Raw genomic sequence first — 22,404 nt, 5'->3', positions numbered from 1 at the left:
CCCGTCAAATTCCAACTATTCTCCACTTTCATTCACTAGCGAAAAGCATTATACTGTTAAAGTATTTAGAATACTCTGCAGAAGAGGTGAACTTTTTGGAATTCACATTTTCCCCACTCAGCGAACAAGCGCTGGTCATCGAAACCGGCGCCATCATCAATAAACAGTCGGAACAGGCAGTGCGCAAATTGTCAGTGCTCCTGGAAAAACAAGCACCGGACTGGTTGATCGAATTCATTCCGGCGTTCACGACGGTGACGGTTTTCTACGATCCATGCCGCCTCAAGCAAGCGGAAGCCGAACAGGAACTGCGACTTCTGATTGCACAATTGGATGAAGCCGAAGCTCCTCCCCCGCGTCAAATCGAAATTCCGGTCTGCTACGGCGGCGATTTCGGCCCCGACCTCAGCTTTGTCGCAGAGCATAACGGACTCACCGAAGAAGAAGTCATCAAAATCCACACATCCGGCGTCTATAGCGTCCATATGATCGGTTTCGCGCCTGGATTTCCGTTCATCGGCGGCATGTCCGAAAAAATTGCCGCACCACGCAGGAAGTCGCCGCGCCTGCGCATACCAGAACGCACCGTTGGGATCGCCGGCATGCAGACCGGCGTCTACCCAATCGAAACACCGGGCGGCTGGCAATTGATCGGCCGCACGCCGCTGCGCCTGTTTATTCCCGAGCAAGACATCCCGAGCTTGCTGCGCGCGGGAGATGAAATCCGCTTCACGCAAATCGATGAAGCCGAATACCGTGAACAGGAGGCGATGAGAGATGCTGAGCATTCGTAAAAGCGGGCTGCAAACAGCCGTCCAGGACCTCGGCCGTACCGGTTTCCAGCGTTATGGCGTCATCGCAAGCGGCGTCATGGACCCATTTGCCCACCGTATCGCCAATCTGCTCGCAGGCAACGCGGAAACGTCCCCAACTTTGGAGATTGCCTTATCCGGGCCGGTCATCGAATTCGAAGCCGACCATTTCATCGCCATTTGCGGTGGCGACCTGTCCCCTTCACTCGACGGGGAGCCACTGGCCATGTGGCGCGGGCATTTTGTCCCAAAAGGCAGCGTCTTGTCGTTCGGCGAACCGAAACGCGGCGCCCGCAGTTATTTGGCGGTAGCCGGCAGTTTTGATGTGCCCTCTGTCATGAACAGCCATTCCACGTATTTAAGGGCAGGCATCGGGGGCTTCCAGGGGCGCGCGTTGAAAAATGGCGACGTCTTAAAGACGCTCTCCGTTTCGGCTGAGCGCATGGACGTCTTGAAAAACCAAAATGCCCAAACGCCTGATTGGCTCATCCCCCCTGCCCGCTACCACGAGCAGCCGATTGTCCGGATGATGCCAGGCCGGCAGTACGCACTCTTTAATGAAGCAAGCCGCACGCGCATATTCGAGGAAGCCTTCACCGTTTCGGCCAATTCGGACCGAATGGGCTATCGCCTGGAAGGCCCTGAACTTGCGCTCGAAAAGCAGGAGGAATTGATTTCGGAAGCGGTCGCCTTCGGCTCTGTGCAAGTGCCGGCAGACGGCAACCCGATCGTCCTTTTAGCCGACCGCCAGACGACCGGCGGCTATCCGAAAATCGGCCAAGTCGCATCGGTCGACTTGCCGCTGATCAGCCAATTGAAACCCGGCGAATCGCTGAAGTTCCGCCACATCTCAGCGGATGATGCACAACAGCTCTACATCGAGCAAGAACAACAGATTCGCCAATTGAAGATTGCCATCCAAATGAAACGGGAGGAATGGACATGAACCACAAAGTAGATTTGAACTGCGACATGGGCGAAAGCTTCGGCACGTATTCACTCGGCAACGACAAAGTGATTCTCGATTACGTCACGTCCGCCAATATCGCATGCGGCTTTCACGCAGGCGACCCGGCGACGATGCGCGAAACCGTTAAGCTCGCGCTCGACAAAAACGTCGGCATCGGGGCGCACCCCGGCTTGCAGGACCTTGCCGGCTTCGGCCGCCGCCATATGGCCGTAACCCCGCGGGAAGTATACGACCTCGTCATCTACCAGATCGGCGCGCTCTACGGCTTCGTCAAAGCACAAGGCGGGAAGTTGCAGCACGTTAAAGCACATGGCGCTATGTACAATATGGCGGCCGGCGATGCCAAGCTATCCGAAGCGATCGCAGAAGCGGTCTATAACATCGATCCGGAACTGGTCCTGTTCGGCTTATCGGGCAGCGAAATCGTCAAAGCCGGAAACCGCATCGGCCTGCGCACCGCCAATGAAGTGTTTTCCGACCGCACGTATCAGCCGGACGGCACACTCACTCCGCGCAGCCAAGCCAATGCGCTCATCACCGACCCGGACGCTGCGATCGAGCAAGTCATCCGCATGGTCAAAGACAACAAAGTCATCAACACAGAAGGCACCGAAACCGTCTTGAAGGCCGAAACGATCTGCATACACGGCGACGGCAAGACCGCGAAAGAATTCGCGATGCACATTTCCAGTTCCTTGAAAGAGGCGGGAATCGATATCCAGCATATCCATAAAATTGTTTAGAACCGCCTAAGGAGGAACTTCCATGAACAATGTCAAAAAGATGAAAAATACCAACCGCAGCGTGTTGCTCGGCGCTGCTTTCCTGATGGCGACTTCCGCTATCGGGCCTGGATTCTTGACCCAGACGACCGTTTTCACTGAAACTTTATTGGCTTCATTCGGTTTTGTCATTCTTATTTCCATCATCATCGATATCGGTGCGCAGACGAACATCTGGCGTATCATTGCCATTTCCGGCAAGCGCGCACAAGACATTGCCAATGACGTGTTGCCAGGACTCGGCTACTTCCTGGCGTTTCTCGTCGTCATCGGCGGCCTCGCCTTCAATATCGGAAATATCGCCGGTGCCGGCCTCGGTACGAATGTGCTGTTCGGCATTTCCCCGGAACTTGGCGCCGGGCTCAGCGGCTTGCTTGCGGTCGGGATCTTCATGGTTAAAGAAGCAGGCCGCGCCATGGACCGCTTTGCCCAGCTTCTCGGCTTTGTCATGATCGCTCTGACCATTTACGTCATGATCACGGCACAGCCGCCTGTCGGTGAAGCCGTTGCGAAAACCTTCGTGCCGGACACGATCGATATTTTCGCCATCGTTACGCTTGTCGGCGGAACGGTCGGCGGCTACATCACATTCGCTGGGGGCCACCGACTGATCGACGCCGGCATGACCGGCAAACGGCATTTGCCGCAAGTGACCCGAAGCTCCATCTATGCAATCGGTGTCGCTTCAATCATGCGCGTCATCCTGTTCCTCGCCGTACTCGGTGTCGTCTCGCAAGGGCTCGCGCTCGACCCGGACAACCCGCCGGCTTCGGTGTTCCAGCTCGCCGCCGGCAATATCGGCTATAAAATCTTTGGCGTCGTCATGTGGGCAGCCGCTGTCACTTCGGTCGTCGGTGCTGCCTATACATCCGTCTCGTTCATCCGGTCGTTCAGCCCGGTACTCGAGAAATATCACCGCTACCTGACCATCGGCTTTATCGTCATCTCGACGGTTGTCTTCATTTCCATCGGGCGCCCGGTCTTGATCCTCGTGCTCGTCGGTTCACTCAACGGCTTGATCTTGCCAATCGCACTCGGTGTCATGCTGATCGCTGCACATAAAAAGAAAATTGTCGGCGATTACAAACATCCACTGTGGATGACAATCTTCGGTGTCGTCATCGTTATCGCCATGTCCTGGATGGGCGGTTACACGTTATTGAACGGCATCCCGCAATTATTCAAATAAGGAGTGATTGAAACATGCCATACACATCTCCAGAAGAGCTGCGCAGCGCTATCCGGCAAGGCGACTTCCAAGCACCGACTGCCGGCTTCGCCCCTGGATTCATCCAAACGAATTTGGCCATTTTGCCGAAAGACATGGCATTTGAATTCTTGCTGTTCTGCCAGCGCAATCCAAAGTCCTGCCCGGTCATCGATGTCACAGAACCCGGCTCGTTCATCCCGGCCCTGTCTGCGCCGAACGCTGATTTACGCACCGATATCCCCAAATACCGCATCTACCGCGACGGCGTGTTGACGGAAGAAACGACGGATATCCGGCCATTATGGACAGATGACATGGTCGCGTTCCTGCTTGGCTGCAGCTTCACATTCGAAGAAGCACTGACGCAAAACGGCATCCCGATGCGCCATCAGGAACAAGGCTGCAACGTGCCGATGTACAAGACATCGATTCCCGCTGTCCCGGCCGGCCGCTTCCAAGGCCCGACCGTCGTCAGCATGCGCCCGATTAAAGAACAAGACATCGTCCGCGCGGTCCAAGTGACGAGCCGCTTCCCGAACGTCCACGGCGCGCCCGTCCATATCGGCAACCCTGCATCGATTGGCATCCAAGACATCACGAAGCCCGATTTCGGCGACGCGGTGGAAATCAAACCCGGGGAAGTCCCGGTCTTTTGGGCTTGCGGCGTCACGCCACAAGCTGTCGCCATGGAAAGCAAACCGTCTTTGATGATCACCCATGCACCTGGGCATATGTTCATCACTGACTTGAAATCAGAAGACTTCAGCGTATTTTGATCCACTAAAAAAGCGCTTGTATGGAATATTTCCATACAAGCGCTTTTTGTTTTTCTGCTTAACTATCCATCAATTGCCGGCGGATGCGGCTCGCCACTTGCTTCCAATAATCCATTTGATGCGGCACAAAATCGGACAAGCCGATCATTTGTCGGAATGGCCGCCTGCCCTCCGATGTTTCACTAAACCCACGGACATCGATGGCTTCCGTTTACTTCATGCACAATTCAAAGAATGCCTGGAAATCGACAGCCGCCACGCCCGCTACTTCTTCCGGCTGCAGGCGGTAAGCCGCCAAGTCGTTTTGCGTGCCTTCGTATAGATAGATGTAAGCCCGCTCCCGGTCGGTGAATCCAGGGAGTGAAATCTCGTCGTTCACTACACCAAGCGGCGTCAATTGCTCAAACGCCAGCGCGAGGCCAAGCTCTTCTTCGATTTCCCGCACGCCGTCTTTCATTGTTTCATGCGCTGCGATATGGCCCGCTGCCGTGATGTCAAAAAGCCCGGGGAAATCCGCTTTATCCTGGCTCCTTAGCTGCAAGTGGATCATCGTGCGGCCCAATTCCCTTGAGACGACCCAGCAATGAAAGGTCTCATGCCACAGGCCTTGCCGATGGATTTCATCGCGAGTGGCAACGCCTGTCAGCGCGCCATCTTCTGTCACACAGGCAATTTTCTCAATAGCCATCGCGCAATCTCCAAAACACCAATTCTTTCGACTGCGCGGTACGTTCAAACCCCAGTTTTTCCAGTACGCGGATCGATGGCATATTGTCTTCGTAGCATTCCGCCGTCACTTCCCGCACTTCCGGAAACGAAAAGGCCCAGTCGATTAAGCCTTGTACGCCTTCAGTGGCATAGCCCTTGCCTTGATAAAACTCTTTTACACCGTAGCCGATTTCCACTTTTCCGGCTTTATCCGGACGCCCTTTAAACCCCATATCGCCAATCGGCGCGCCGGATTTATCGAAAGCGATCCATGCGCCCCAGCCGTAAAGCCGCTGGTCTTGTTTCAAATCGTTCAAATGCAGGCCGATGTGCGCGCCCATTTCGTAGCTGCCATATAAATGGCGGTACAGCTCTTCTGTAATCGGGACCATCTTCAGCCGCTCCGTCTGGATTTCTTTCGGTAATGAATTGGTGTTCATGCGTTTTGCCTCCTTGCCTTGCTCAGTCCATGCTTTTGTAAAATGCGAGTGCTTCTTCTATTATATCGCGGTCATACCCTGACCGCTCATGGATACGCTCTACCCAGGCGTCAAAGGACGCAGCGGGCTCTTCCTGGAACAAGCCCTTGCTCGTACTGAGCTCGCTTTGCCAATCGTTAAATTCCCAATGCGCCACTTCGCTTTCGAAAGGGACACGGACTTCGATGAGCGGCGTTTTGCCGAGCTGATGCTGCGAATATTCCGCTGCCTGCCAAAATGCTTCTTCGCCGACCGGCTCCAATGAATATTTCTGCACCGACAATTTGCCGCCCGGCCGTTGATAAATGATCGTCATGCCATCAGGCTCAGCCGACAACTGCACGTCCGCTCCCGGGAAAAATCCTGCTTGGGGGTCATCCGAGAAAGCCGGATCCTGCGTGTCCACTAAAATCGGCTGTATCCATTGGTCCCCTAAATCACACAGAAAACGCCTGCCCTTTTCATCGAGCGCCAATACCGCCGCATGCGCGCCTTCTGTGCTAAGTTCCGAACCGATCGCATATGCCTCGATTCCCGCCTCGCGGAATTCTGCAATCACCCAAAGCGCCAAGTCGAAGCAATTTCCGCCAAGCCCGTAAGCCTCACGATGCTCCCGCATTTGCTCCAAACTGCGCTGCTTTTTCAACCCAGCCCGTTCGTAATTCCAGGCTTTCACCAAATTATCCATCGGCAGCCCGTCAAAGCGCCGCCATACATTCAGAAGATGTTCACCTGCCCGCATTTCCCGATCCCCTCTCCTCATCCATCTTCCATTACTTTCGATTCGAGACATCTATATTCCTGCATGAAAAAAAGAAGGCCGGGGCCTTCCTTTTCAAGTCTTGGCGAATCGCCTTTTTGCGTATACGTACGTCACCGCCAATGCAGCGACGAGTACGCCGCCTTTAATGATGTCGAATGCATAATAAGGCAAGTTTTGAATCGTCAGCCCGTTGAGCAAGATCCCGATGACCGCTGCACCGAAAAACGTGCCCAGCACATTCGGCCTGCCGGCTCCGAGCACCGCGTATCCGACGAAGACCGCGGCCACTGCTTCCATCAGCAGCGGCGCGCCCGCATCAATCTGGCCCGAGCCGACGCGTGCAGTGAACAAAATACCTGCCATCGAGGCCAGCGTACCGGAGACGATATAGGCGATCGTTTTCACCTTTTTGACATTGACACCCGATAAAGTCGCCGCTTCCGGATTGCCTCCAGTCATATAAAAGACCCGCCCCCATCTTGTATGCTGGAGCACGACATAGGCGACCGAAACGACAGCGAGCATGATCCACACCGGTACCGGCAAGCCGAGTAGATGCCCTTGTCCGATCCATAAAAATGCAGAAGACATCTCCCCCGATGCCGTGCCTCCAGATGTCAGCGGCATATAATTGTAAATCGAGTAGCCTTCCGTATAGGTCCGGTGAAGCCCGGCGACAATGTACATCATGCTGAGCGTCGCCAGCAAATCCGGAATGCCGATGATAACGATCAGGAAACTATTGAACAAACCGACGAGTACACCGATCACCAGTGGCAATAGAAGAACGAGCCACAGCGGCAGATCGTACCACACCATCAATGATGCCGTGAATACCGTCGACAGAGACATCGTTGAACCGACAGAGAGATCGAAGCCATCCACCACTAAAGTGAACGTGACCCCGAGCGCCAACAAAGTGACGATGGAAATCGACCGCAGGATATCCGTGAAGTTGCCATAGCTGAAAAAGGCGCTGCTGATGGAGCTGAAATATAAAATGATGATGGCGAGTAAACCGATCGCCCCGTATTTATACAGAAACCCGATGACTTTCTCTTGTGTCGTATGCTGTTTAGACAGCTTCTTCTCCACCGCTTGCATATAACAAAATCCTTTCCTGGGTCGCTTGTTCCCTTGTTAATTCCTTGACGATGCGGCCGTCGCACATAACGAGAATGCGGTCGGAGATGCCAAGCGCTTCTTGTATTTCGCTCGTAAAGTACAAGCAGGATTTTCCGCTTTCCGCCAACTCGCGGATCAAATGGAAAATGTCCACCTTCGCTCCGATGTCGACGCCTTTTGTCGGTTCGTCAAACAGATACAAACGGGAATCCAAAGACATCCATTTGCCGATTGCCACTTTTTGTTGGTTGCCTCCGCTCAAATGGGTAAGTGGTGTTGTCGTATCGGAAGTTTTGACCTTCAGTTTGTCAATAATCAAATGGGCAAATCGTTGTTCCTCCACTTTGTTCATAAACAAACGCCCAGAGAACTTGCGCAAATTCGGGAAACTGGCATTCGCTTCAAGCGATTCATGCACGAATAACCCTTCTTTGCGCCGTTCTTCGGGGATGAGCGCGATTCCGGATTTGATCGCGTCAGCTGAATGCTTCAAGCGCAGCGGTTGGCCGCCGAGCGAAATTTTGCCGCTCACCTGTTCTGCAGCGCCGAACAGCGCTTTAGCAAGTTCGCTTTTTCCCGCTCCTACCAGCCCGACGATCCCGACCACTTCACCGGATGCTGCCGTGAATGAGATTTCTTTTAATTTCCTTGTGTCAGACAAGTTTTCCACTGTCAGCAACGTATCTCGTACGGCATGTTCTACGTGCTGCAACTCACGGCTCAGCGCGCGCCCGAGCATCGCTTCGACGACTTCCTGCTGTTCGGCTTGCGCTGTAAGGAACCCAGCGACATGACGGCCGTCGCGCATGACGGTAATCCGGCTGCACAGCTCGAACACTTCCGGCAAGCGGTGCGAGATGAAGATGCAGCCGACGCCTTGTGCACTGAGCGAACGGATGACCGAGAACAGCTTGTCCGCTTCATGGACCGACAGCGGAGCCGTCGGTTCATCAAATATAATGATTTTCGCTGAATGGACCAGCGCACGGGCGATGAGCACCAATTGCTTGTCCGCTAAGCTCAATTGCGACACTTTCTGCTCCACATCGATGTGTTCGGATTGGAGGCGCGACAGCACTTCCCGCGCTCGGCTTCTTATTTTTCGCTTGGAGACGAACAAGGGTCCCGCTGCTGCAAAGCTGTCGAGCAAGATATTTTCAGCGACGCTCAAATCCGCAATGAGCGCCGTATCGACTTCTTGGTACACACAATAAATGCCGTTCTTCTTCGCCGCTTTTGGTGAATTGAGTGCGAGTTCTGTCCCATCTAGCCAGATGCTTCCGGCGTCTTGTGGATAAACGCCCGATAATACTTTGATCAATGTGCTTTTGCCGGCGCCGTTGACGCCAAGCAAGGCATGAATTTCACCGCGCTCCAGCGTAAACGCCGCGCCGTCCAGGGCTTTGACAGGCCCGAAACCTTTTGTGATCGCTTGCATCTCCAATAACTGGCCGCCCATTCGCTTGCCTCCCCTTTCGAAAATCAGCAGCGCTTTTCTTTAGCGCCCTTCTAGTTCTTCCAATGCTGCGCTGTAACCTTGTTCACTCGCGCCCCAGCCTTCGATGTATTCGCCCAATTCTTCTGTGGTCACGGCCGTCTCCGGCAATTTGTCCGCATCGATGAAGATCGGGTCAAGCGTCACTTGTTCTTCCGGTGTCTCCCCGCCGATCAATTGGTACGCATAACGCACTTGGATGCGCCCGATATCCTGTGGATCAACCGCAGCCGATGCGACCCACGGGCTGCCGTCTTTTTGGATCATCTGCAAGTCTTCATCGCTCATATCGATGCTGTACACCTTGATATCGTCGCGCCCTGCTTGTTCAATGGCCCGGACTGCACCTTTGGCAAATTCATCCCATGCCGCCCAAACTGCTGTAATTTCGCCTTCTTCAGGGTATTGCTTCAACACTGCTTCCATCTGCGCTTGCGTATCGAGCGCCGTGTTTTGTGTCGCGGCACCGAATGCCGTCACTTCCTGGATGCCTGGATTGTCAGCGAGAAACTGTTCGTATGCCACTTGGCGCCGTTCCATCGGCGCGAAACCGGCTGTCCAGATTTTGACGATATTGGCTTCCCCGCCGTGATCTGCAGCTAACTTTTCAAGCGTCAACTCTGCCATCAACTGATCGCCCTGCTCGAGCGATACCACGCCATCGACATCAACGCCTGCATCGAAAGCGACGACCGGAATGTCTTGTTCCACTGCGCGTTCAACGCCTTGATTCAACGCTTCTTTCGTTCCGTGGTCGATCAATATCGCGTCAAATCCTTGGTTGATCGAGGCATCCAGATTGGACGCCATTTTCGCGAGGTCGCCATCTGAAGTAAACACCGTCACGCTGCCGCCGAATTTTTCCACTTGCTCTTCTACGCCTGCAATGTACTGCGCAGAAAAAGTCCCTAGATTTTGCTGCATGATGAGTGCGATTTTCTTGTCTGAAAGCGGATGGTCCACTGCCGCTTGCTGATCGTCCGGAGCCGTTTCTTCCGCTGTCGCTTCTCCTTTTGGTTGGCATCCTGAAAGCAAGATGGCGAATACTAATCCGAATAAAATGAACCATGCTGATTTGTTTTTCATATCGTTTCTCCTTTTAGCGGCACCGCATAAAGCTGGGCCTTGATTGTTTGTCCATCATTCGGGCGGATGACGCCGCGTTCGGTGATGATCGCCGTGATGTAGTTGGCCGGTGTGACATCAAAAGCCGGATTGAACACTTTCGTTCCGGCCGGCGCGATTTGTTGCGTGCCGATCGCAGCCACTTCTTCCGCTGCCCGTTCTTCGATTGGGATGGCGCTCCCTGTTTCAAGCGATAAGTCGAATGTCGACACCGGCGCCGCTACATAAAAAGGGATGCCGTATGCATGCGCCAAAATCGCTAAGTTGAGCGTGCCGATTTTATTGGCCGTGTCGCCGTTGGCCGTAATGCGGTCCGCCCCGACAATGATTGCTTCGATTCCTTTTGCGCCGATCGTGTGCGCTGCCATGCTATCGGTGATGAGCGTGACGTCGACTCCTGCCTGCTGCAACTCCCAAACGGTCAAGCGCGCCCCTTGGAACAGCGGCCGCGTTTCGCATGCGTACACTTCAAACTCACGGCCACGCTCTTGGCCGAGATGAAACGGTGCGAGTGCAGTGCCGTATTTGGCTGTCGCGATCGACCCGGCATTGCAGATCGTCATGACTTTTTCTTTGTCTGCGAGCAACTCAAGTGCAAGTTCGCCGATATTGCGGCATGCCGCTTCGTCTTCGTCGCGGATGAGTTGGGCTTCTTCGATCAGCTGCGCTTTTGCTTGCGTGACCGTTTTTGCCTGTTCGATCCGGTTGACTAACCGTGCGATCGCCCAGGCCAGATTGACCGCTGTCGGGCGGGAAGCGACGAGATAGTCGGCATCTTCTTTTACACGATGGCGGAACAACCCGACATCTGCCGTGTCGTGGCGTTTTGCCGCAAGTGCCAAGCCATAAGCTGCTGCGATGCCGATCGCCGGTGCTCCGCGCACTTTCAATTGAAAAATCGCTTCATGCACTTGTTCCAAAGTCTCAAGCGTTTCATAGTGGACGGTCTGCGGAAGCAGCCGCTGATCCAAAATGGTTAGTTGTTCATCTTTCCAGATGACCGATATTGGGATGGTCATTTACTCAGCTCCTTGATCGCCGTTTCGAGTTGCTTGATGGACTGATACTCCCGGCGTGTTTGGATCAATGTTTCCCCGGCTTTCAAAGTTTGCCGCTTGCGATCGATTCGGGTCGACTCGTCAGCGATGTCATCCAAGTCGCGGACATGTGCCAATCCGATCGTCCGGCGGATCAATTCACATCCGGCAAAGCCGATCGCATCGTGGAAGATTTTTTCGATGGCGTATTCGCGGTAGCCGGCTGTCGTTTTATAGGTCTCGATTCCGTCGCTTTCCCATAAACCTGAAAATTGCTGTTCGAACACCTGCCATGTGTGGGTGATGTCTTGCACAATCAGCTCGTGCTCTTCGCCGCTGCGCGTAATCGCCTGGACGATCAAGTTGGCGAGAAATAGCCCGACATCAAAACCGATCGGTCCGTAGAAGGCGAACTCCGGATCGATGACCTTCGTATCGTCTTCGTCGACGAAAATGCTGCCGGTATGCAAATCGCCGTGTAAAAGTGCTTCCGCTTCCGTCAAAAAGCTGCGCTTTAGTTTGGCCACTTCGAACTTCAGCGGCTCGTTGTCCCAAATCGCCTGTGCCGCTTCGCGCAGCGGCTCTTCAAAATCATTGGTGTCGTGGTCGAAAAACGGATCGGTGAAAATGAGGTCTTCGGTGATCTTGCACAGCTCCGGATTGGAAAACTCAGCCACAAGCCGCTTTTTCTCGAACGGATGCAAACCGAAATCCGAGGTGTGAAACAAGGTATGCGCTAAATAACTGCCGATATGTTCCGCAAGCTTCGGGTAATGCTTGCCGTCGATCAAGCCGTTGCGCAAAATCGTCAACTGCGACAAGTCTTCCATGACGGTGAACGCAAGCGCAGCGTCCGTCGCATACACTTCCGGCACACGGCCTTTCGCGAGGCTGCCATGCAGCTTCAAGGCATTTGCTTCAATGGTCGCCCGGTGAAGCGTCAGCGGCCAGCTTTCGCCGACGACTTTCGCGTACGGCAAGGCTTGTTTGATGATGAGCCCTTGCCCAGTGGCGGAGTCAGTGATGCGGAATACGTAATTCAAGTTGCCGTCGCCGATCTCTTCACATTGGAGTGTTGCGGACGACGCAAAAACGTCCAAACTCTGTGCCAGCCGAATCGCTTGTTGTTCAGTCAATGCTTTGTATGTAGACGGTGCTGTAAGTGTCATATTGATTGCCTCTTTTCTGCGGAATAATAAAAAGCCTCTTTCCCGAAAGAAAGAGGCGCAGAATAAGAGATCCATGCCTCTTATCTTTCAGAAATGTACATTTCTGATGGAATTAGCACCGTGCCTTAAGGGATCGAATCCCGGCGCCAAAGCGCCCCGTCTCACAACGGTATTACGGTCGGTTGCTGGGCGTCATCGGGCCATTTCCCTCTGCCTGCTCTTGATAAGAGTTTGCTATGCAACATTTATGAAGTTCTGAAACGAATGCTAGCACGATTCAGAATTCATTGTCAATAAAATATTTTGAAAAAATGAAAACCTTTCCGCTAAAGGCGAGTTTCATACTCGGGTTTTCTAGTTCATCAATTACTTGCTGCACTTTTCTTAAATACCCGCTGCCGGTTGGGCATGCTCTTTTTCTGGTGAACGCACCCTGAAGTGGTCAACTGACATTTTTCAGACATTTTTGATTTTCTCCGTTGACAGATACCGCCCGTCATGAAATAATCAGAATTACTTTGCAACAGCCACAATTTCATAATCTATTCTTATTCAGAGCAGGTGGAGGGACAAGCCCTACGAAGCCCGGCAACCGGTCCGATCATGGACACGGTGCTAATTCTTGCAGCCAACGCAATCGATTGGCTGGGAAATAAGAAGGCGTTAATCATTAACCTCTTCTTATTTGCGAAGAGGTTTTTTTATGTCCACTAAGCAGGAGGGTTATTCATGAGCGGTGTTATCGCGACATATCAATTATTCGGCAAAGCCGGTTCATTCGAAAAAAAAGCAGAAGCCATTGCACTCGGTTTGACGGTCGGTTCGTGGACCGATCTGCCATTGCTCGAGCAGCAGCAATTGCAACAACATAGAGGGAGCGTCGTGTCGGTCGAAGAATTCCCGCACGTCACCCACCCCGCACGTCAAGGCGTCATCCAAGCACGCCTGAAAATCCATTACCCGGCGGCCAACTTCTCAGCGGATTTGCCCGCCATCCTGACGACCGTCTTTGGCAAGCTGTCGCTCGACGGCGAGATCAAATTGATCGATTTGGATTTTGAAGAATCACTGCTCCGCCAGTTTCCGGGTCCGCGTTTTGGGATCGACGGCATTCGCGAAACGCTCGGTGTCAACGGGCGCCCGCTCGCCATGAGTATTTTCAAGGGCGTCATCGGCCGCGATCTCGATTATCTATCAGATCAACTTCGCCAACAGGCACTCGGCGGCGTCGACTTGGTGAAAGACGATGAGATTTTATTCGACAATCCACTGACGCCGTTTGACACGCGCATTACCGCAGCGCGTCATGTGTTAGACGAAGTGTACGAAGAAACCGGCCATCGCACGCTGTATGCCGTCAATTTATCCGGACGGACATCAAGCTTGCGCGACAAGGCGCGGCGGGCACGTGAACTCGGGGCGGACGCTTTGCTGTTCAATGTCCATGCCTACGGATTCGACGTCTTGCAGGAACTGGCAGAAGACGAAGAAGTGGCACTCCCGCTTATGGCGCATCCTGCGTTCAGCGGCGCGTATACGTCATCCGATTTTTACGGCGTGTCCACAGCGCTTGCACTTGGCAAACTGACACGACTGGCAGGAGCTGACTTCAGCTTGTTCCCCTCCCCATACGGCAGCGTCGCCCTCGAGAAAGAAACGGCGTTGCAGCTCGGTCAGGAACTGGTCAGCGAAGGCCCTTTGAAGCAAAGCTTCCCGGTGCCATCCGCCGGCATCCACCCCGCCCTCGTGCCGCTATTGTTAGAAGACTACGGCACCGACAGCATCATCAATGCAGGAGGCGGCGTCCATGGCCATCCAGACGGCGCTGCTGCTGGCGGCAAAGCGTTCCGCCAAGCGATCGACGCCGCACTGCAAGGACAGGCTTTAACGGAAGCCGCCAAACAACAGGATGAATTACAAAAAGCGTTAGCATTATGGGGGGAAACCGTATGAACAAGCCGGTCATATTTTGCGACTTCGACGGGACGGTGACTTCCCGCGATAATTTGATCGCCATCATGAAAGAGTTCGATCCGCCGGGTTGGTCGCCGATAAAAGATCAAATTCTCGATCAGCGCATTTCCATACGCGAAGGCGTCCAGCAAATGTTTGCCTTGCTGCCATCTTCCGCCAAGCAACAGATCATCAACTATGCGCTCGACCAAGCGGAAATCCGCGAAGGCTTCGCCGATTTCGTCGCCTACACAAAACGCCATGACATCCCGCTCTATATCGTCAGCGGAGGCATCGACTTTTTCGTCTACCCATTGCTCGAGCCATACGGTCCATTCGCCGGCATCTATTGCAACGAAGCGGACTTTTCGAATGACAAGATCCATATCCGCTTCCCGCACGGCTGCGACGAACAGTGCGACAGCCAAGGCTGCGGCTGCTGCAAACCGTCCGTCATGCGCCGCATCATGTCGGAGCAATCGACGAGCATCGTCATCGGCGATTCCATCACCGACTTGCAAGCCGCCAAACAAGCGGATCTCGTCATCGCCAGGGATTTCCTGGTCGACAAATGCGAAGAGCTCGGCATTGCCTATGAAACTTTCGAAAGCTTCCACGACGTGACGGATATTCTCGACGCCAAGCTAGGAGTGATTTCATGAGCGCTTTCGAAACCCGCTGGCAAGAACTCGCCGAAGTGAAACGGGCGCTTGCTGCGCGCGACTGGTTTATGGGAACAAGCGGCAATTTGGCGATCAAAGTTTCGGATGAGCCGCTCGAATTTCTCGTCACCGCCAGCGGCAAAGACAAATACAAAGAAACAGCGGAAGACTTTCTGCTCGTCGACAAAAATGGGCAGCCCGCACAAGATAGCGCGCTCAAGCCTTCAGCCGAAACCTTGCTGCACCAGGCCGTTTATTCCGAAACCTCAGCCGGCTGCAGTTTGCACGTCCATACGGTCGCGAACAATGTCATCTCCGAGCTCTATGGAGATGAGGGGGTTATTGAATTTCAAGGACAGGAACTGATCAAAGCGTTCGGCTTATGGGAACAAGACGCCAAGCTGTCGATTCCGATCATCCCAAACCATGCCGACATTCCAAAGCTCGCAGATGAGTTCAGAAGCTTCGTCACCGCCGATAAAGGCGCCGTACTCATCCGCAACCACGGCATCACCGTGTGGGGGAAAGATGCTTTTGAAGCGAAAAAACTGCTCGAAGCGAGCGAATTTTTATTCCAATACCAATTGGCGCTCCGCCAATTCCAATCCTAAAACAAGAGAGGAAGATCCATCATGGCCATCATTAAAATTCAAGGAACAGACGAAACAATCGAATCCCAACAAGAGGTTGCCGCATTTCTCGAAAGCCAGGAAGTCGTCTACGAGCATTGGGATATCCATAAATTGCCGGAGCCATTGCGCGAGAAATTCGATTTGAGCGACGAGGAAAAAGAACAGATCCTTGAAGCGTTTCGTTCGGAAATCGATGACATCTCGGCACGTCGCGGCTACAAAGCAGCAGACGTCATCTCCCTGTCCGATTCGAACCCGAAACTCGATGAACTGCTGAAAAACTTCCAGCGCAAGCATATCCATACAGACGACGAAGTGCGCTACATCGTCAGCGGCCACGGCGTCTTCATCATCCAAGGCCAAGACGAACGCTTTTTCGAAGTCCACCTGACTCCGGGCGATTTGATTTCGGTGCCTGAAAACATTACGCATTATTTCACGCTCGCTGAAGACCGCAAAGTCGTCGCCGTGCGCATCTTTGTCACTACGGAAGGTTGGGTTCCGGTCTACGAAGACGAAACCGTCAACAATTAAAAAAGAAACGAAAAAGACATGCCCCCTGTTAAAGGAGCATGTCTTTTTTGCTTTTTCTTATCATTTTGTTGGTATCGCGGAGATTAAAATTTATTGAAAAAGAAACTTTTCAATCATTCAACACGCTTTTTCTTTTGCGGATCTGGTATGTATTCAATTGCTGAAATAGTTTTGATACAGAACGCTGGCCGGCATTGAATTGCACTGCATATTCAAAATTATGCTCTTTGGCCACTTTTCGGATGATTTTTCCTTCCAGTTGGAAAGGTTCACCTAGCAATTCGAAGCTGCAGATTACCTGTTCATACAGCGCGAAATCCAGGTAGGCTTCAAAAACAAGCCCTCCGGCACTCAAGCTGGAAATATCTACAAGAACCTCTTCTTTCTCAGATAACTCTACCTTGCCGCTGATCGCGCGGACAAAAGACACCCGAAAAAACTCCCTGCGGTTATCGCTCACATTGTTACTCCCTTTCCCCCAAGCTTGTTACATATACAGATTGAGCAGCAAGCCCTTTATTTCTCCTACTGTTTCCAGTATGCCAATATATTCCACTTCATTATCCAATAATTGATCCTGAAGCGCAATCACTTTTTCATCGATGACCTTCACGATTTGTTGAGGCGGCGCCCCTTCCCCGAAACCGGACGCAGCTTGGTCGCTCAGCTGGATTCCGTGGCGAAGCGATTCCCCGAGAAATTGCTTGATGGATTGTTTATACGCAACCAAGTTCTGCAGAGTCCGGTGTTCCGCGAGCCGTTTTCCGCTCAGTTCGACATTCGCGAGTAAGGGCGTGAGCGCATCCCGCCTCAGCTCAGTCCGCGACTGCTTCATGGCTTCTGCAAATGCGCCGCCTGGCGGTTTGGCAATTGCCGTATTGGGTTGTTCTGAAGGCCTCGGCCTTGCTGCATCAATGCGCATCTCCATGTCCCACCTATCGAGTCTGTCTTTTCTTTTCTAATTGGACGGCGACTTCCGCTTCGCCGATCGGAAATTCCAATAGCTTGGCGATATGGGCAGCCGAGAAGCCCTGTTTCGTCAGCTGACGGACTTTCTCGCGCCGGCTTGTTTCCACCGGAGGCTGATCGCCGGAAAAATCCGCGCTTTTCGGCTCTTCTGCTTGATGCTCCGCTTTTTCCCACTGCGCCATTTTCGCTTCCGTCTGCTCCAACCGGTCCATCAATTTATCGTATAAGGCATCGTTTTCCTGTTCGACGGCTGTGATGAATTCCGCCATGGCCGCTTCCAGCCGTTCGGATTCCTGTTCGACCATCAGCTTTCTCGACATCATCAGTTTGACGTTCAGCAATAACAATAAAGTGCTGACCACTATCAACAGTGCTACCATCTGCTCCCTGCTTTCCTTCGATTAATAATGTTCATGGACCGACAACATCGCTGCGTGCAGCCGAAGCATCGCTTTCGAATGCAGCTGCGACACCCTGGAAACGCTGAGCCCGAGAATCTCTGCGATTTCGGTCAGCTTCATCTCTTCAAAATAACATAACGAAACCGTCAACTTCTCTTTTTCCGGCAATGTGGCAATGGCTTTCGCTAACGCCTCTTTGGTCATCTGCCCAGACAGCTCGCGTTCCGGCGAACCGATACTGGCACGCGGCATGCGCTCTTCCAAGTTCGACTGCTCGTCATCCATCGACAGCATTGCCGATAGGGCAGCTTCCGAGACGGCGCGGTTCAATTCTGCCGGGGTCATCCCCAAGTATTCGCTCACTTCCTGGTCACTGGCACTTTCGCCTTTTTGCTGTTCCAGTTCAGCGTACGCTTTTTCGATTTTCTTCACTTTGTCCCGCAATGAACGCGGCAGCCAGTCGCTTTTCCGGAGGCCATCAATGATTGCCCCTTTGATGCGCCAGGCGGCGTAGGTTTCGAATTTCCAGTCTTTCTCCGGCTTGAATTTATCGAGTGCGTCCAGCAAGCCTTCATAGGCGTAGCTTCGGACTTCGTCTTTGTCGACGGTTTTCGGCAGGCTGATAAGAAAGCGTTGAATCACATAATCCACCAAAGGCAAATACTTCGCGACTAAATAATCGCCGGCATCCTGGTCCCTGTGCTGCTGCCAGTTGCCCCATTGGGCTAGTTCTGCATTCGACAATTTCTGATTTACCAAGCTGTCCACCCCAATTCTGCTATGCCTTTATTTGAAGAATAATTTCATGACGAATCCCCGAAGCCCGATCTTGAATGGCGACGGCAACTCCAGATACGCCGCTGCGAGCGTGCGTATTGCTTTGCTCGCCGAACTGCCCGGATGTGCCAGCAGGAACGGTTGCTGCTTTTTGACCGCTTGCGGCACATGGAGATCTGATGGCACTATGCCGAGCGTCCGGATGTCTATACCCAGGAAACGCTCTGCGACTTCCGCAAAGTTTTCGGCTGTCTGATGGCCTTCTTTTCCGTCGGTGCATTGATTGACGACGAGGCGAATGGCCAAATCCGGGTCTTTCGCGTGCATCATCTTGACGACCGAATAGGCATCGGTGACCGATGTCGGTTCAGGCGTCGTGACCAACAGCACTTCATCCGCTGCCAGCAGAAAGCGCATATTGTTCTCCGACAATCCCGCTCCCGTATCGAGCAGCACAAAATCCACTTTTCCTTGCAGGCTGCCAAGCTGTTCCATAAAACGCTTCATTTTTTCGGCGTCCAGTTCAAACAATCCCGAAAAGCCTTGCCCTCCGGCAATCAATTGCAAGCCGAGCGGGCCGCGCTCGATCACGTCTTCGATCGCCAATTGCTTGTCGAGCATGCCGGCGATCGTTTCGCGCGGCGCATGGCCGAACAAAATATCGATGTTGGCAAATCCCAAGTCGACGTCGATGATCAGCACCGATTTCCCTTGTTCGATCAACGCAAGCGCAAAGTTCAACGTGAAATTCGACTTGCCGACGCCGCCTTTGCCGCTTGTCACGGCCAAAACGCGCGTATTGCGGGTGCTGGGCTTCGTTTTTTTTCGCGACATCTTTTCCCTTAACTGAACGGCCTGGTCACGCATGGCGCTCTTCCCCTGCGATGTAATCGGCGATACGCATTGGTGTTGCCGCAACCAAATCATCCGGCACGTTTTGGCCGGTCGCGATGCGGCGAAGCGGAATCCGGTAGCGGTGCAATAAATTGAGGATGACACCGGCAGAAGCCGTTTCATCTTTTTTCGTCAACAGCAACTCATCAATCGACAGCGCTTCGAAGTTGCCGATGATCTGGACCATGTCTTCGTATTTTGCCGTCAAGCTCAATACCAAAGTCGTATGGATATGCTGCGTTTCCGGCAGCAGCTTCTGTAACTCTTGAATGTATTCGGCCTGCTGGTAATTGCGCCCTGCCGTATCGATCAAAATGACGTCGCACGCTTTCAAGGCATCGAGTGCCCCGGCCAGCTGATCACGTGATTCGACCACTTCGACCGGCACATCCAGGATTTCACCATAAGTTTTCAATTGCGCTACCGCTGCAATGCGGTACGTATCGGCGGTGATCAAACCGACCGTGCGTTTATGTTCCAGCAATTGCTCAGCCGCCACTTTCGCGATGGTCGTCGTTTTGCCGACACCAGTCGGGCCGATAAAGCAAGCGATCGAAGGCGAGGCGTTCTTGACGGCCTGTTGGTGCTGCTCAATAAAGCGGACGAGCTCTGCATGAAACGCCTCCTGCACCGGTGCTTCGTTTTCCGGTGCCTGCAGCAATTTGGAGAGCAGCTCTGTCTGCACTGCCTGTTCAACGCCTTGTTTTTCCAGCAAGCGGCGCACCGGGCGCAATGATTCAGGCAACCGGTCTTCCGGCCCTTCGCGCATCATGAGCCGCTTCAAACTTTGCAGCTCGTCCATCAGTGCATCGTTTTCCTGGTTCTTTGCCGCCATCGCTTGCCCTTTGACTGGTGCAACAGTTTTGGGTGCCGGTTGTTCCGCCGTTTCGGCCGCCGCGGTTACTTCCAGTCGGTCTTTTCGGAACAAGCCGAACAAGCCGCCAGTCTTCACTTTTTTCGTATTGAGGATGAGGGCATCATCGCCCAAATCTCTTTTGATGAGTACCATGGCTTCGGCCATCGTAGTGACTCGGTAAGTTTTTAATCTCATGGGATGTTCACGACTCCAACACTTTGAATTTCGATTTCAGGTTCCAATTCGTTATAGGACAAGACCGGCAGATCCGGCGCAAAGCGTTCCACGAACTGGCGCATATAGATGCGGATGGCAGGCGAAGTGAGCAAGATCGGCTGGACGCCGTTTTGCTGCAGCTGGCCGGCTTGCTCGGTGATTTTCTGGAAAATCGTTTGGGACGATTCCGGATCGATCGACAAGTAATTGCCTTGTTCGGTGCGGTGGACCGAATCGGCGAATTTCTTCTCCAGGCTCGCTCCCGCCGTTATGACTTTCAGCGCTTCATTGTCCGGCGCGTACTGGCGGGTGATCTGTCTTGCGAGTGCCTGGCGCACATATTCCGTCAGCAAATCGACGTCTTTTGTCTGCGGCGCGTAATCGGCCAAGGTTTCCAAGACAACCAATAAATTGCGGATCGACACTTTTTCCTTCAATAACTTCATGAGCACTTTTTGGACTTCGCCGATGCTCATCAAATTCGGAATCAATTCTTCGACGACAGCCGGAGAGGAATCACGGATGTTTTCGATCAGTGACTTCACTTCCTGGCGGCCGACGAGTTCATGTGCATGGCGTTTGATGATTTCCGTCAAATGCGTCGAGACGACAGACGGCGGATCGACGATGGCGTAGCCCGCCATCTCGGCTTCTTCTTTCATGTCTTCATCGACCCATAGTGCCGGCATGCCAAACGCAGGCTCGACCGTTTCGATGCCAAAGACGTTCTCATCGTCGACACCCGGGCTCATCGCCAGATAATGGTCGAGCATGATGTCGCCGCGCGCCACCCGGTTGCCTTTGATCTTGATAACATATTCATTCGGCTGCAATTGAATATTGTCGCGGATGCGGATGACTGGAACAACAATGCCAAGTTCCATCGCGCATTGGCGGCGGATCATGATGACCCGGTCCAATAGATCTCCGCCCTGGTTCTTATCAGCGATCGGAATCAAGCCGTAGCCGAATTCGAATTCAATGGCATCGACATGAAGCAGGTCTGTAACGCTTTCCGGGCTTTTCAGATCGGCCGCTTCCTTTTCCCCCGGGTCGCTGTCTTTGTCGACCGCTTCCTCGGCATTGAGCGTTTTTTGCATCCTAAAGGCGCTGAACGCGATGACCGCAGCGACTGGCATGATGAGCAGCGGACTGATCGGTGTAAAAACTGCGAGCATCATCAGCGTTCCAGCGACGACGTACAGCATTTTCGGGAAAGCGAACAATTGACGGGTAATATCGGATCCGAGGTTGCCATCCGACACGGCACGGGTGACGACAATCCCCATTGCCGTCGAAATCAACAGCGCCGGAATTTGGCTGACGAGCCCATCGCCGATCGACAGCAAGGTAAACAATTGCGCAGCTTCGCCGATCGGCAAGCCGTGGACGATGACGCCGATCATCAAGCCGCCGATGATATTGATGATGGTGATGATGATACCGGCGATGGCATCGCCTTTAACGAACTTACTGGCCCCGTCCATCGCGCCGTAGAAATCGGCTTCCTGTCCGACTTTTTCGCGGCGTGTTTTCGCTTCGCGGTCAGAGATCATCCCTGCGCCCAGATCGGCATCGATGCTCATCTGTTTACCGGGCATCGAATCGAGCGTGAAACGGGCCGCGACTTCTGCCACGCGCTCCGAACCTTTGGTGATGACGAGAAATTGGATGATGACCAAAATCAAGAACACCAAAGTCCCGATGATGGCACTGCCCCCGACCACGAACGAGCCGAATGTTTCGATCACTTGCCCGCCGGTTTGATTGGTCAGGATCGAGCGTGTCGTCGAGACGTTCAAGCCGAGGCGGAACAAGGTCGTCAGCAGGAGGAGCGTCGGAAAGATCGAGAACTGCAACGGTTCTTGCGTGTTCATCGCCACCAGGATGATGGTCAGCGCCAAGCTGATATTGATCATGATTAAAATATCCAATAACAGCGGCGGCAGCGGGATAACCATCATGATGACAATCATGATCACCGATACCAATATCGCATAATCTCTGAATTTCAAACTGCTTCCTCCTCTTTCGTGTTACTGTTTGCTATGTATGTTGA

At 53.2% G+C, this 22,404-nt stretch carries 24 protein-coding genes and 2 riboswitches; of the genes, 9 read left to right on the top strand and 15 right to left on the bottom strand.

Going from position 1 to position 22,404, the window contains the following annotated elements; all coding sequences use genetic code 11:
* Positions 1–95 precede the first annotated feature (95 nt).
* Genes pxpB through AB9R92_RS06235 form a run of 5 tightly spaced genes read left to right on the top strand, consistent with a single transcriptional unit; the run spans position 96 to position 4,550 of the window.
* Positions 96–794, top strand: coding sequence for a 5-oxoprolinase subunit PxpB (gene pxpB / locus AB9R92_RS06255; protein WP_370668603.1), 699 nt, complete (start codon positions 96–98; stop codon positions 792–794).
* On the top strand, positions 778–1,758 hold the full coding sequence (locus AB9R92_RS06250; RefSeq protein WP_370668602.1) for a 5-oxoprolinase subunit C family protein: 981 nt from the start codon (positions 778–780) through the stop codon (positions 1,756–1,758). Before pxpB ends, AB9R92_RS06250 begins: the two co-directional genes overlap by 17 nt.
* Positions 1,755–2,525 (top strand): LamB/YcsF family protein, encoded by a 771-nt coding sequence (locus AB9R92_RS06245; RefSeq protein ID WP_370668601.1) that lies wholly within the window; start codon positions 1,755–1,757, stop codon positions 2,523–2,525. The genes AB9R92_RS06250 and AB9R92_RS06245 overlap by 4 nt, the downstream gene beginning before the upstream one ends.
* A gap of 22 nt (positions 2,526–2,547) precedes the next feature.
* The gene (locus AB9R92_RS06240; RefSeq protein WP_370668600.1) at positions 2,548–3,753 is read left to right on the top strand and encodes an NRAMP family divalent metal transporter; all 1,206 of its coding nucleotides are present in this window, start codon (positions 2,548–2,550) and stop codon (positions 3,751–3,753) included.
* Positions 3,754–3,767: 14 nt separating this feature from the next.
* Positions 3,768–4,550: a putative hydro-lyase gene (locus AB9R92_RS06235; protein ID WP_370668599.1), complete on the top strand. Its 783-nt coding sequence runs from the start codon at positions 3,768–3,770 to the stop codon at positions 4,548–4,550.
* Between the two features lie 211 nt (positions 4,551–4,761).
* Here AB9R92_RS06235 and AB9R92_RS06230 read toward each other — a convergent pair whose 3' ends face one another.
* From AB9R92_RS06230 to mtnK, 8 genes are all read right to left on the bottom strand, one after another.
* The gene (locus tag AB9R92_RS06230) at positions 4,762–5,238 is read right to left on the bottom strand and encodes an NUDIX hydrolase (RefSeq protein WP_370668598.1); all 477 of its coding nucleotides are present in this window, start codon (positions 5,236–5,238) and stop codon (positions 4,762–4,764) included.
* Positions 5,228–5,698, bottom strand: a complete 471-nt coding sequence (locus tag AB9R92_RS06225) for a GNAT family N-acetyltransferase (RefSeq protein WP_370668597.1) — start codon at positions 5,696–5,698, stop codon at positions 5,228–5,230. Before AB9R92_RS06225 ends, AB9R92_RS06230 begins: the two co-directional genes overlap by 11 nt.
* Before the next feature lie 22 nt (positions 5,699–5,720).
* On the bottom strand, positions 5,721–6,479 hold the full coding sequence (locus AB9R92_RS06220) for a hypothetical protein (RefSeq protein WP_370668596.1): 759 nt from the start codon (positions 6,477–6,479) through the stop codon (positions 5,721–5,723).
* 93 nt (positions 6,480–6,572) lie between these two features.
* Positions 6,573–7,604 (bottom strand): ABC transporter permease, encoded by a 1,032-nt coding sequence (locus tag AB9R92_RS06215; RefSeq protein ID WP_370668595.1) that lies wholly within the window; start codon positions 7,602–7,604, stop codon positions 6,573–6,575.
* Positions 7,576–9,084, bottom strand: coding sequence for a sugar ABC transporter ATP-binding protein (locus AB9R92_RS06210; protein ID WP_370668594.1), 1,509 nt, complete (start codon positions 9,082–9,084; stop codon positions 7,576–7,578). The genes AB9R92_RS06215 and AB9R92_RS06210 overlap by 29 nt, the downstream gene beginning before the upstream one ends.
* A 39-nt stretch (positions 9,085–9,123) precedes the next feature.
* Positions 9,124–10,206: a sugar ABC transporter substrate-binding protein gene (locus tag AB9R92_RS06205; protein ID WP_370668593.1), complete on the bottom strand. Its 1,083-nt coding sequence runs from the start codon at positions 10,204–10,206 to the stop codon at positions 9,124–9,126.
* Entirely contained in the window at positions 10,203–11,264 is a 1,062-nt protein-coding gene (gene mtnA, locus AB9R92_RS06200; protein WP_370668592.1) for an S-methyl-5-thioribose-1-phosphate isomerase, read from the bottom strand. The genes AB9R92_RS06205 and mtnA overlap by 4 nt, the downstream gene beginning before the upstream one ends.
* On the bottom strand, positions 11,261–12,451 hold the full coding sequence (gene mtnK, locus AB9R92_RS06195; RefSeq protein ID WP_370668591.1) for an S-methyl-5-thioribose kinase: 1,191 nt from the start codon (positions 12,449–12,451) through the stop codon (positions 11,261–11,263). The genes mtnA and mtnK overlap by 4 nt, the downstream gene beginning before the upstream one ends.
* Before the next feature lie 77 nt (positions 12,452–12,528).
* A riboswitch (SAM riboswitch) is annotated at positions 12,529–12,681 on the bottom strand.
* 315 nt (positions 12,682–12,996) lie between these two features.
* Positions 12,997–13,110: riboswitch (SAM riboswitch) on the top strand.
* 70 nt (positions 13,111–13,180) lie between these two features.
* Between mtnK and AB9R92_RS06190 the strand changes: the two genes are divergently transcribed.
* The 4 genes from AB9R92_RS06190 to AB9R92_RS06175 are packed head-to-tail and all read left to right on the top strand — an operon-like array spanning position 13,181 to position 16,232.
* Complete coding sequence (locus AB9R92_RS06190; RefSeq protein WP_370668590.1) at positions 13,181–14,404, top strand: 2,3-diketo-5-methylthiopentyl-1-phosphate enolase; 1,224 nt, start codon at positions 13,181–13,183, stop codon at positions 14,402–14,404.
* Entirely contained in the window at positions 14,401–15,066 is a 666-nt protein-coding gene (locus tag AB9R92_RS06185; protein ID WP_370668589.1) for a 2-hydroxy-3-keto-5-methylthiopentenyl-1-phosphate phosphatase, read from the top strand. The genes AB9R92_RS06190 and AB9R92_RS06185 overlap by 4 nt, the downstream gene beginning before the upstream one ends.
* Positions 15,063–15,677: a methylthioribulose 1-phosphate dehydratase gene (locus AB9R92_RS06180; protein WP_370668588.1), complete on the top strand. Its 615-nt coding sequence runs from the start codon at positions 15,063–15,065 to the stop codon at positions 15,675–15,677. Before AB9R92_RS06185 ends, AB9R92_RS06180 begins: the two co-directional genes overlap by 4 nt.
* A 21-nt stretch (positions 15,678–15,698) precedes the next feature.
* Positions 15,699–16,232 carry a 1,2-dihydroxy-3-keto-5-methylthiopentene dioxygenase gene (locus AB9R92_RS06175; RefSeq protein ID WP_068871525.1) on the top strand — a complete coding sequence of 178 codons (534 nt, stop codon included), beginning with the start codon at positions 15,699–15,701 and terminating at the stop codon, positions 16,230–16,232.
* Between the two features lie 109 nt (positions 16,233–16,341).
* On the opposite strand, the gene AB9R92_RS06170 is transcribed toward AB9R92_RS06175, so the two are convergent.
* The 7 genes from AB9R92_RS06170 to flhA are packed head-to-tail and all read right to left on the bottom strand — an operon-like array spanning position 16,342 to position 22,360.
* Positions 16,342–16,692: a PilZ domain-containing protein gene (locus AB9R92_RS06170; RefSeq protein ID WP_370668587.1), complete on the bottom strand. Its 351-nt coding sequence runs from the start codon at positions 16,690–16,692 to the stop codon at positions 16,342–16,344.
* A gap of 27 nt (positions 16,693–16,719) precedes the next feature.
* The gene (locus AB9R92_RS06165) at positions 16,720–17,154 is read right to left on the bottom strand and encodes a YaaR family protein (protein ID WP_370668586.1); all 435 of its coding nucleotides are present in this window, start codon (positions 17,152–17,154) and stop codon (positions 16,720–16,722) included.
* 13 nt (positions 17,155–17,167) lie between these two features.
* Complete coding sequence (locus AB9R92_RS06160; RefSeq protein WP_370668585.1) at positions 17,168–17,581, bottom strand: DUF6115 domain-containing protein; 414 nt, start codon at positions 17,579–17,581, stop codon at positions 17,168–17,170.
* A gap of 21 nt (positions 17,582–17,602) precedes the next feature.
* Positions 17,603–18,361 (bottom strand): FliA/WhiG family RNA polymerase sigma factor, encoded by a 759-nt coding sequence (locus AB9R92_RS06155; protein ID WP_370668584.1) that lies wholly within the window; start codon positions 18,359–18,361, stop codon positions 17,603–17,605.
* Positions 18,362–18,388: 27 nt separating this feature from the next.
* Positions 18,389–19,246 carry a MinD/ParA family protein gene (locus AB9R92_RS06150; protein WP_370668583.1) on the bottom strand — a complete coding sequence of 286 codons (858 nt, stop codon included), beginning with the start codon at positions 19,244–19,246 and terminating at the stop codon, positions 18,389–18,391.
* Positions 19,239–20,324, bottom strand: coding sequence for a flagellar biosynthesis GTPase FlhF (flhF, locus tag AB9R92_RS06145; RefSeq protein ID WP_370668582.1), 1,086 nt, complete (start codon positions 20,322–20,324; stop codon positions 19,239–19,241). Before flhF ends, AB9R92_RS06150 begins: the two co-directional genes overlap by 8 nt.
* The gene (gene flhA / locus AB9R92_RS06140; protein WP_370668581.1) at positions 20,321–22,360 is read right to left on the bottom strand and encodes a flagellar biosynthesis protein FlhA; all 2,040 of its coding nucleotides are present in this window, start codon (positions 22,358–22,360) and stop codon (positions 20,321–20,323) included. Before flhA ends, flhF begins: the two co-directional genes overlap by 4 nt.
* Positions 22,361–22,404 lie beyond the last annotated feature (44 nt).

It is taken from the genome of Planococcus sp. SSTMD024 (assembly GCF_041320495.1).
GTDB lineage: Bacteria > Bacillota > Bacilli > Bacillales_A > Planococcaceae > Planococcus.
The sequence above is the reverse complement of the archived record's forward strand: the minus strand, read 5'-3'. Positions and strand labels throughout refer to the sequence as shown.

What these genes read in the sequence shown, in the direction of transcription:
- AB9R92_RS06225 (WP_370668597.1), bottom strand. Translation starts at nt 5,698, where the DNA reads ATGAACACCAATTCATTACCGAAAGAAATCCAGACGGAGCGGCTGAAG.
- AB9R92_RS06160 (WP_370668585.1), bottom strand. Translation starts at nt 17,581, where the DNA reads ATGGTAGCACTGTTGATAGTGGTCAGCACTTTATTGTTATTGCTGAAC.
- AB9R92_RS06190 (WP_370668590.1), top strand. Translation starts at nt 13,181, where the DNA reads ATGAGCGGTGTTATCGCGACATATCAATTATTCGGCAAAGCCGGTTCA.
- AB9R92_RS06175 (WP_068871525.1), top strand. Translation starts at nt 15,699, where the DNA reads ATGGCCATCATTAAAATTCAAGGAACAGACGAAACAATCGAATCCCAA.
- AB9R92_RS06165 (WP_370668586.1), bottom strand. Translation starts at nt 17,154, where the DNA reads ATGCGCATTGATGCAGCAAGGCCGAGGCCTTCAGAACAACCCAATACG.
- AB9R92_RS06215 (WP_370668595.1), bottom strand. Translation starts at nt 7,604, where the DNA reads ATGCAAGCGGTGGAGAAGAAGCTGTCTAAACAGCATACGACACAAGAG.
- AB9R92_RS06180 (WP_370668588.1), top strand. Translation starts at nt 15,063, where the DNA reads ATGAGCGCTTTCGAAACCCGCTGGCAAGAACTCGCCGAAGTGAAACGG.
- AB9R92_RS06150 (WP_370668583.1), bottom strand. Translation starts at nt 19,246, where the DNA reads ATGCGTGACCAGGCCGTTCAGTTAAGGGAAAAGATGTCGCGAAAAAAA.
- mtnA (WP_370668592.1), bottom strand. Translation starts at nt 11,264, where the DNA reads ATGACCATCCCAATATCGGTCATCTGGAAAGATGAACAACTAACCATT.
- AB9R92_RS06220 (WP_370668596.1), bottom strand. Translation starts at nt 6,479, where the DNA reads ATGCGGGCAGGTGAACATCTTCTGAATGTATGGCGGCGCTTTGACGGG.
- AB9R92_RS06235 (WP_370668599.1), top strand. Translation starts at nt 3,768, where the DNA reads ATGCCATACACATCTCCAGAAGAGCTGCGCAGCGCTATCCGGCAAGGC.
- AB9R92_RS06205 (WP_370668593.1), bottom strand. Translation starts at nt 10,206, where the DNA reads ATGAAAAACAAATCAGCATGGTTCATTTTATTCGGATTAGTATTCGCC.
- AB9R92_RS06210 (WP_370668594.1), bottom strand. Translation starts at nt 9,084, where the DNA reads ATGGGCGGCCAGTTATTGGAGATGCAAGCGATCACAAAAGGTTTCGGG.
- AB9R92_RS06245 (WP_370668601.1), top strand. Translation starts at nt 1,755, where the DNA reads ATGAACCACAAAGTAGATTTGAACTGCGACATGGGCGAAAGCTTCGGC.
- mtnK (WP_370668591.1), bottom strand. Translation starts at nt 12,451, where the DNA reads ATGACACTTACAGCACCGTCTACATACAAAGCATTGACTGAACAACAA.
- flhF (WP_370668582.1), bottom strand. Translation starts at nt 20,324, where the DNA reads ATGAGATTAAAAACTTACCGAGTCACTACGATGGCCGAAGCCATGGTA.
- AB9R92_RS06230 (WP_370668598.1), bottom strand. Translation starts at nt 5,238, where the DNA reads ATGGCTATTGAGAAAATTGCCTGTGTGACAGAAGATGGCGCGCTGACA.
- AB9R92_RS06240 (WP_370668600.1), top strand. Translation starts at nt 2,548, where the DNA reads ATGAACAATGTCAAAAAGATGAAAAATACCAACCGCAGCGTGTTGCTC.
- AB9R92_RS06250 (WP_370668602.1), top strand. Translation starts at nt 778, where the DNA reads ATGCTGAGCATTCGTAAAAGCGGGCTGCAAACAGCCGTCCAGGACCTC.
- AB9R92_RS06185 (WP_370668589.1), top strand. Translation starts at nt 14,401, where the DNA reads ATGAACAAGCCGGTCATATTTTGCGACTTCGACGGGACGGTGACTTCC.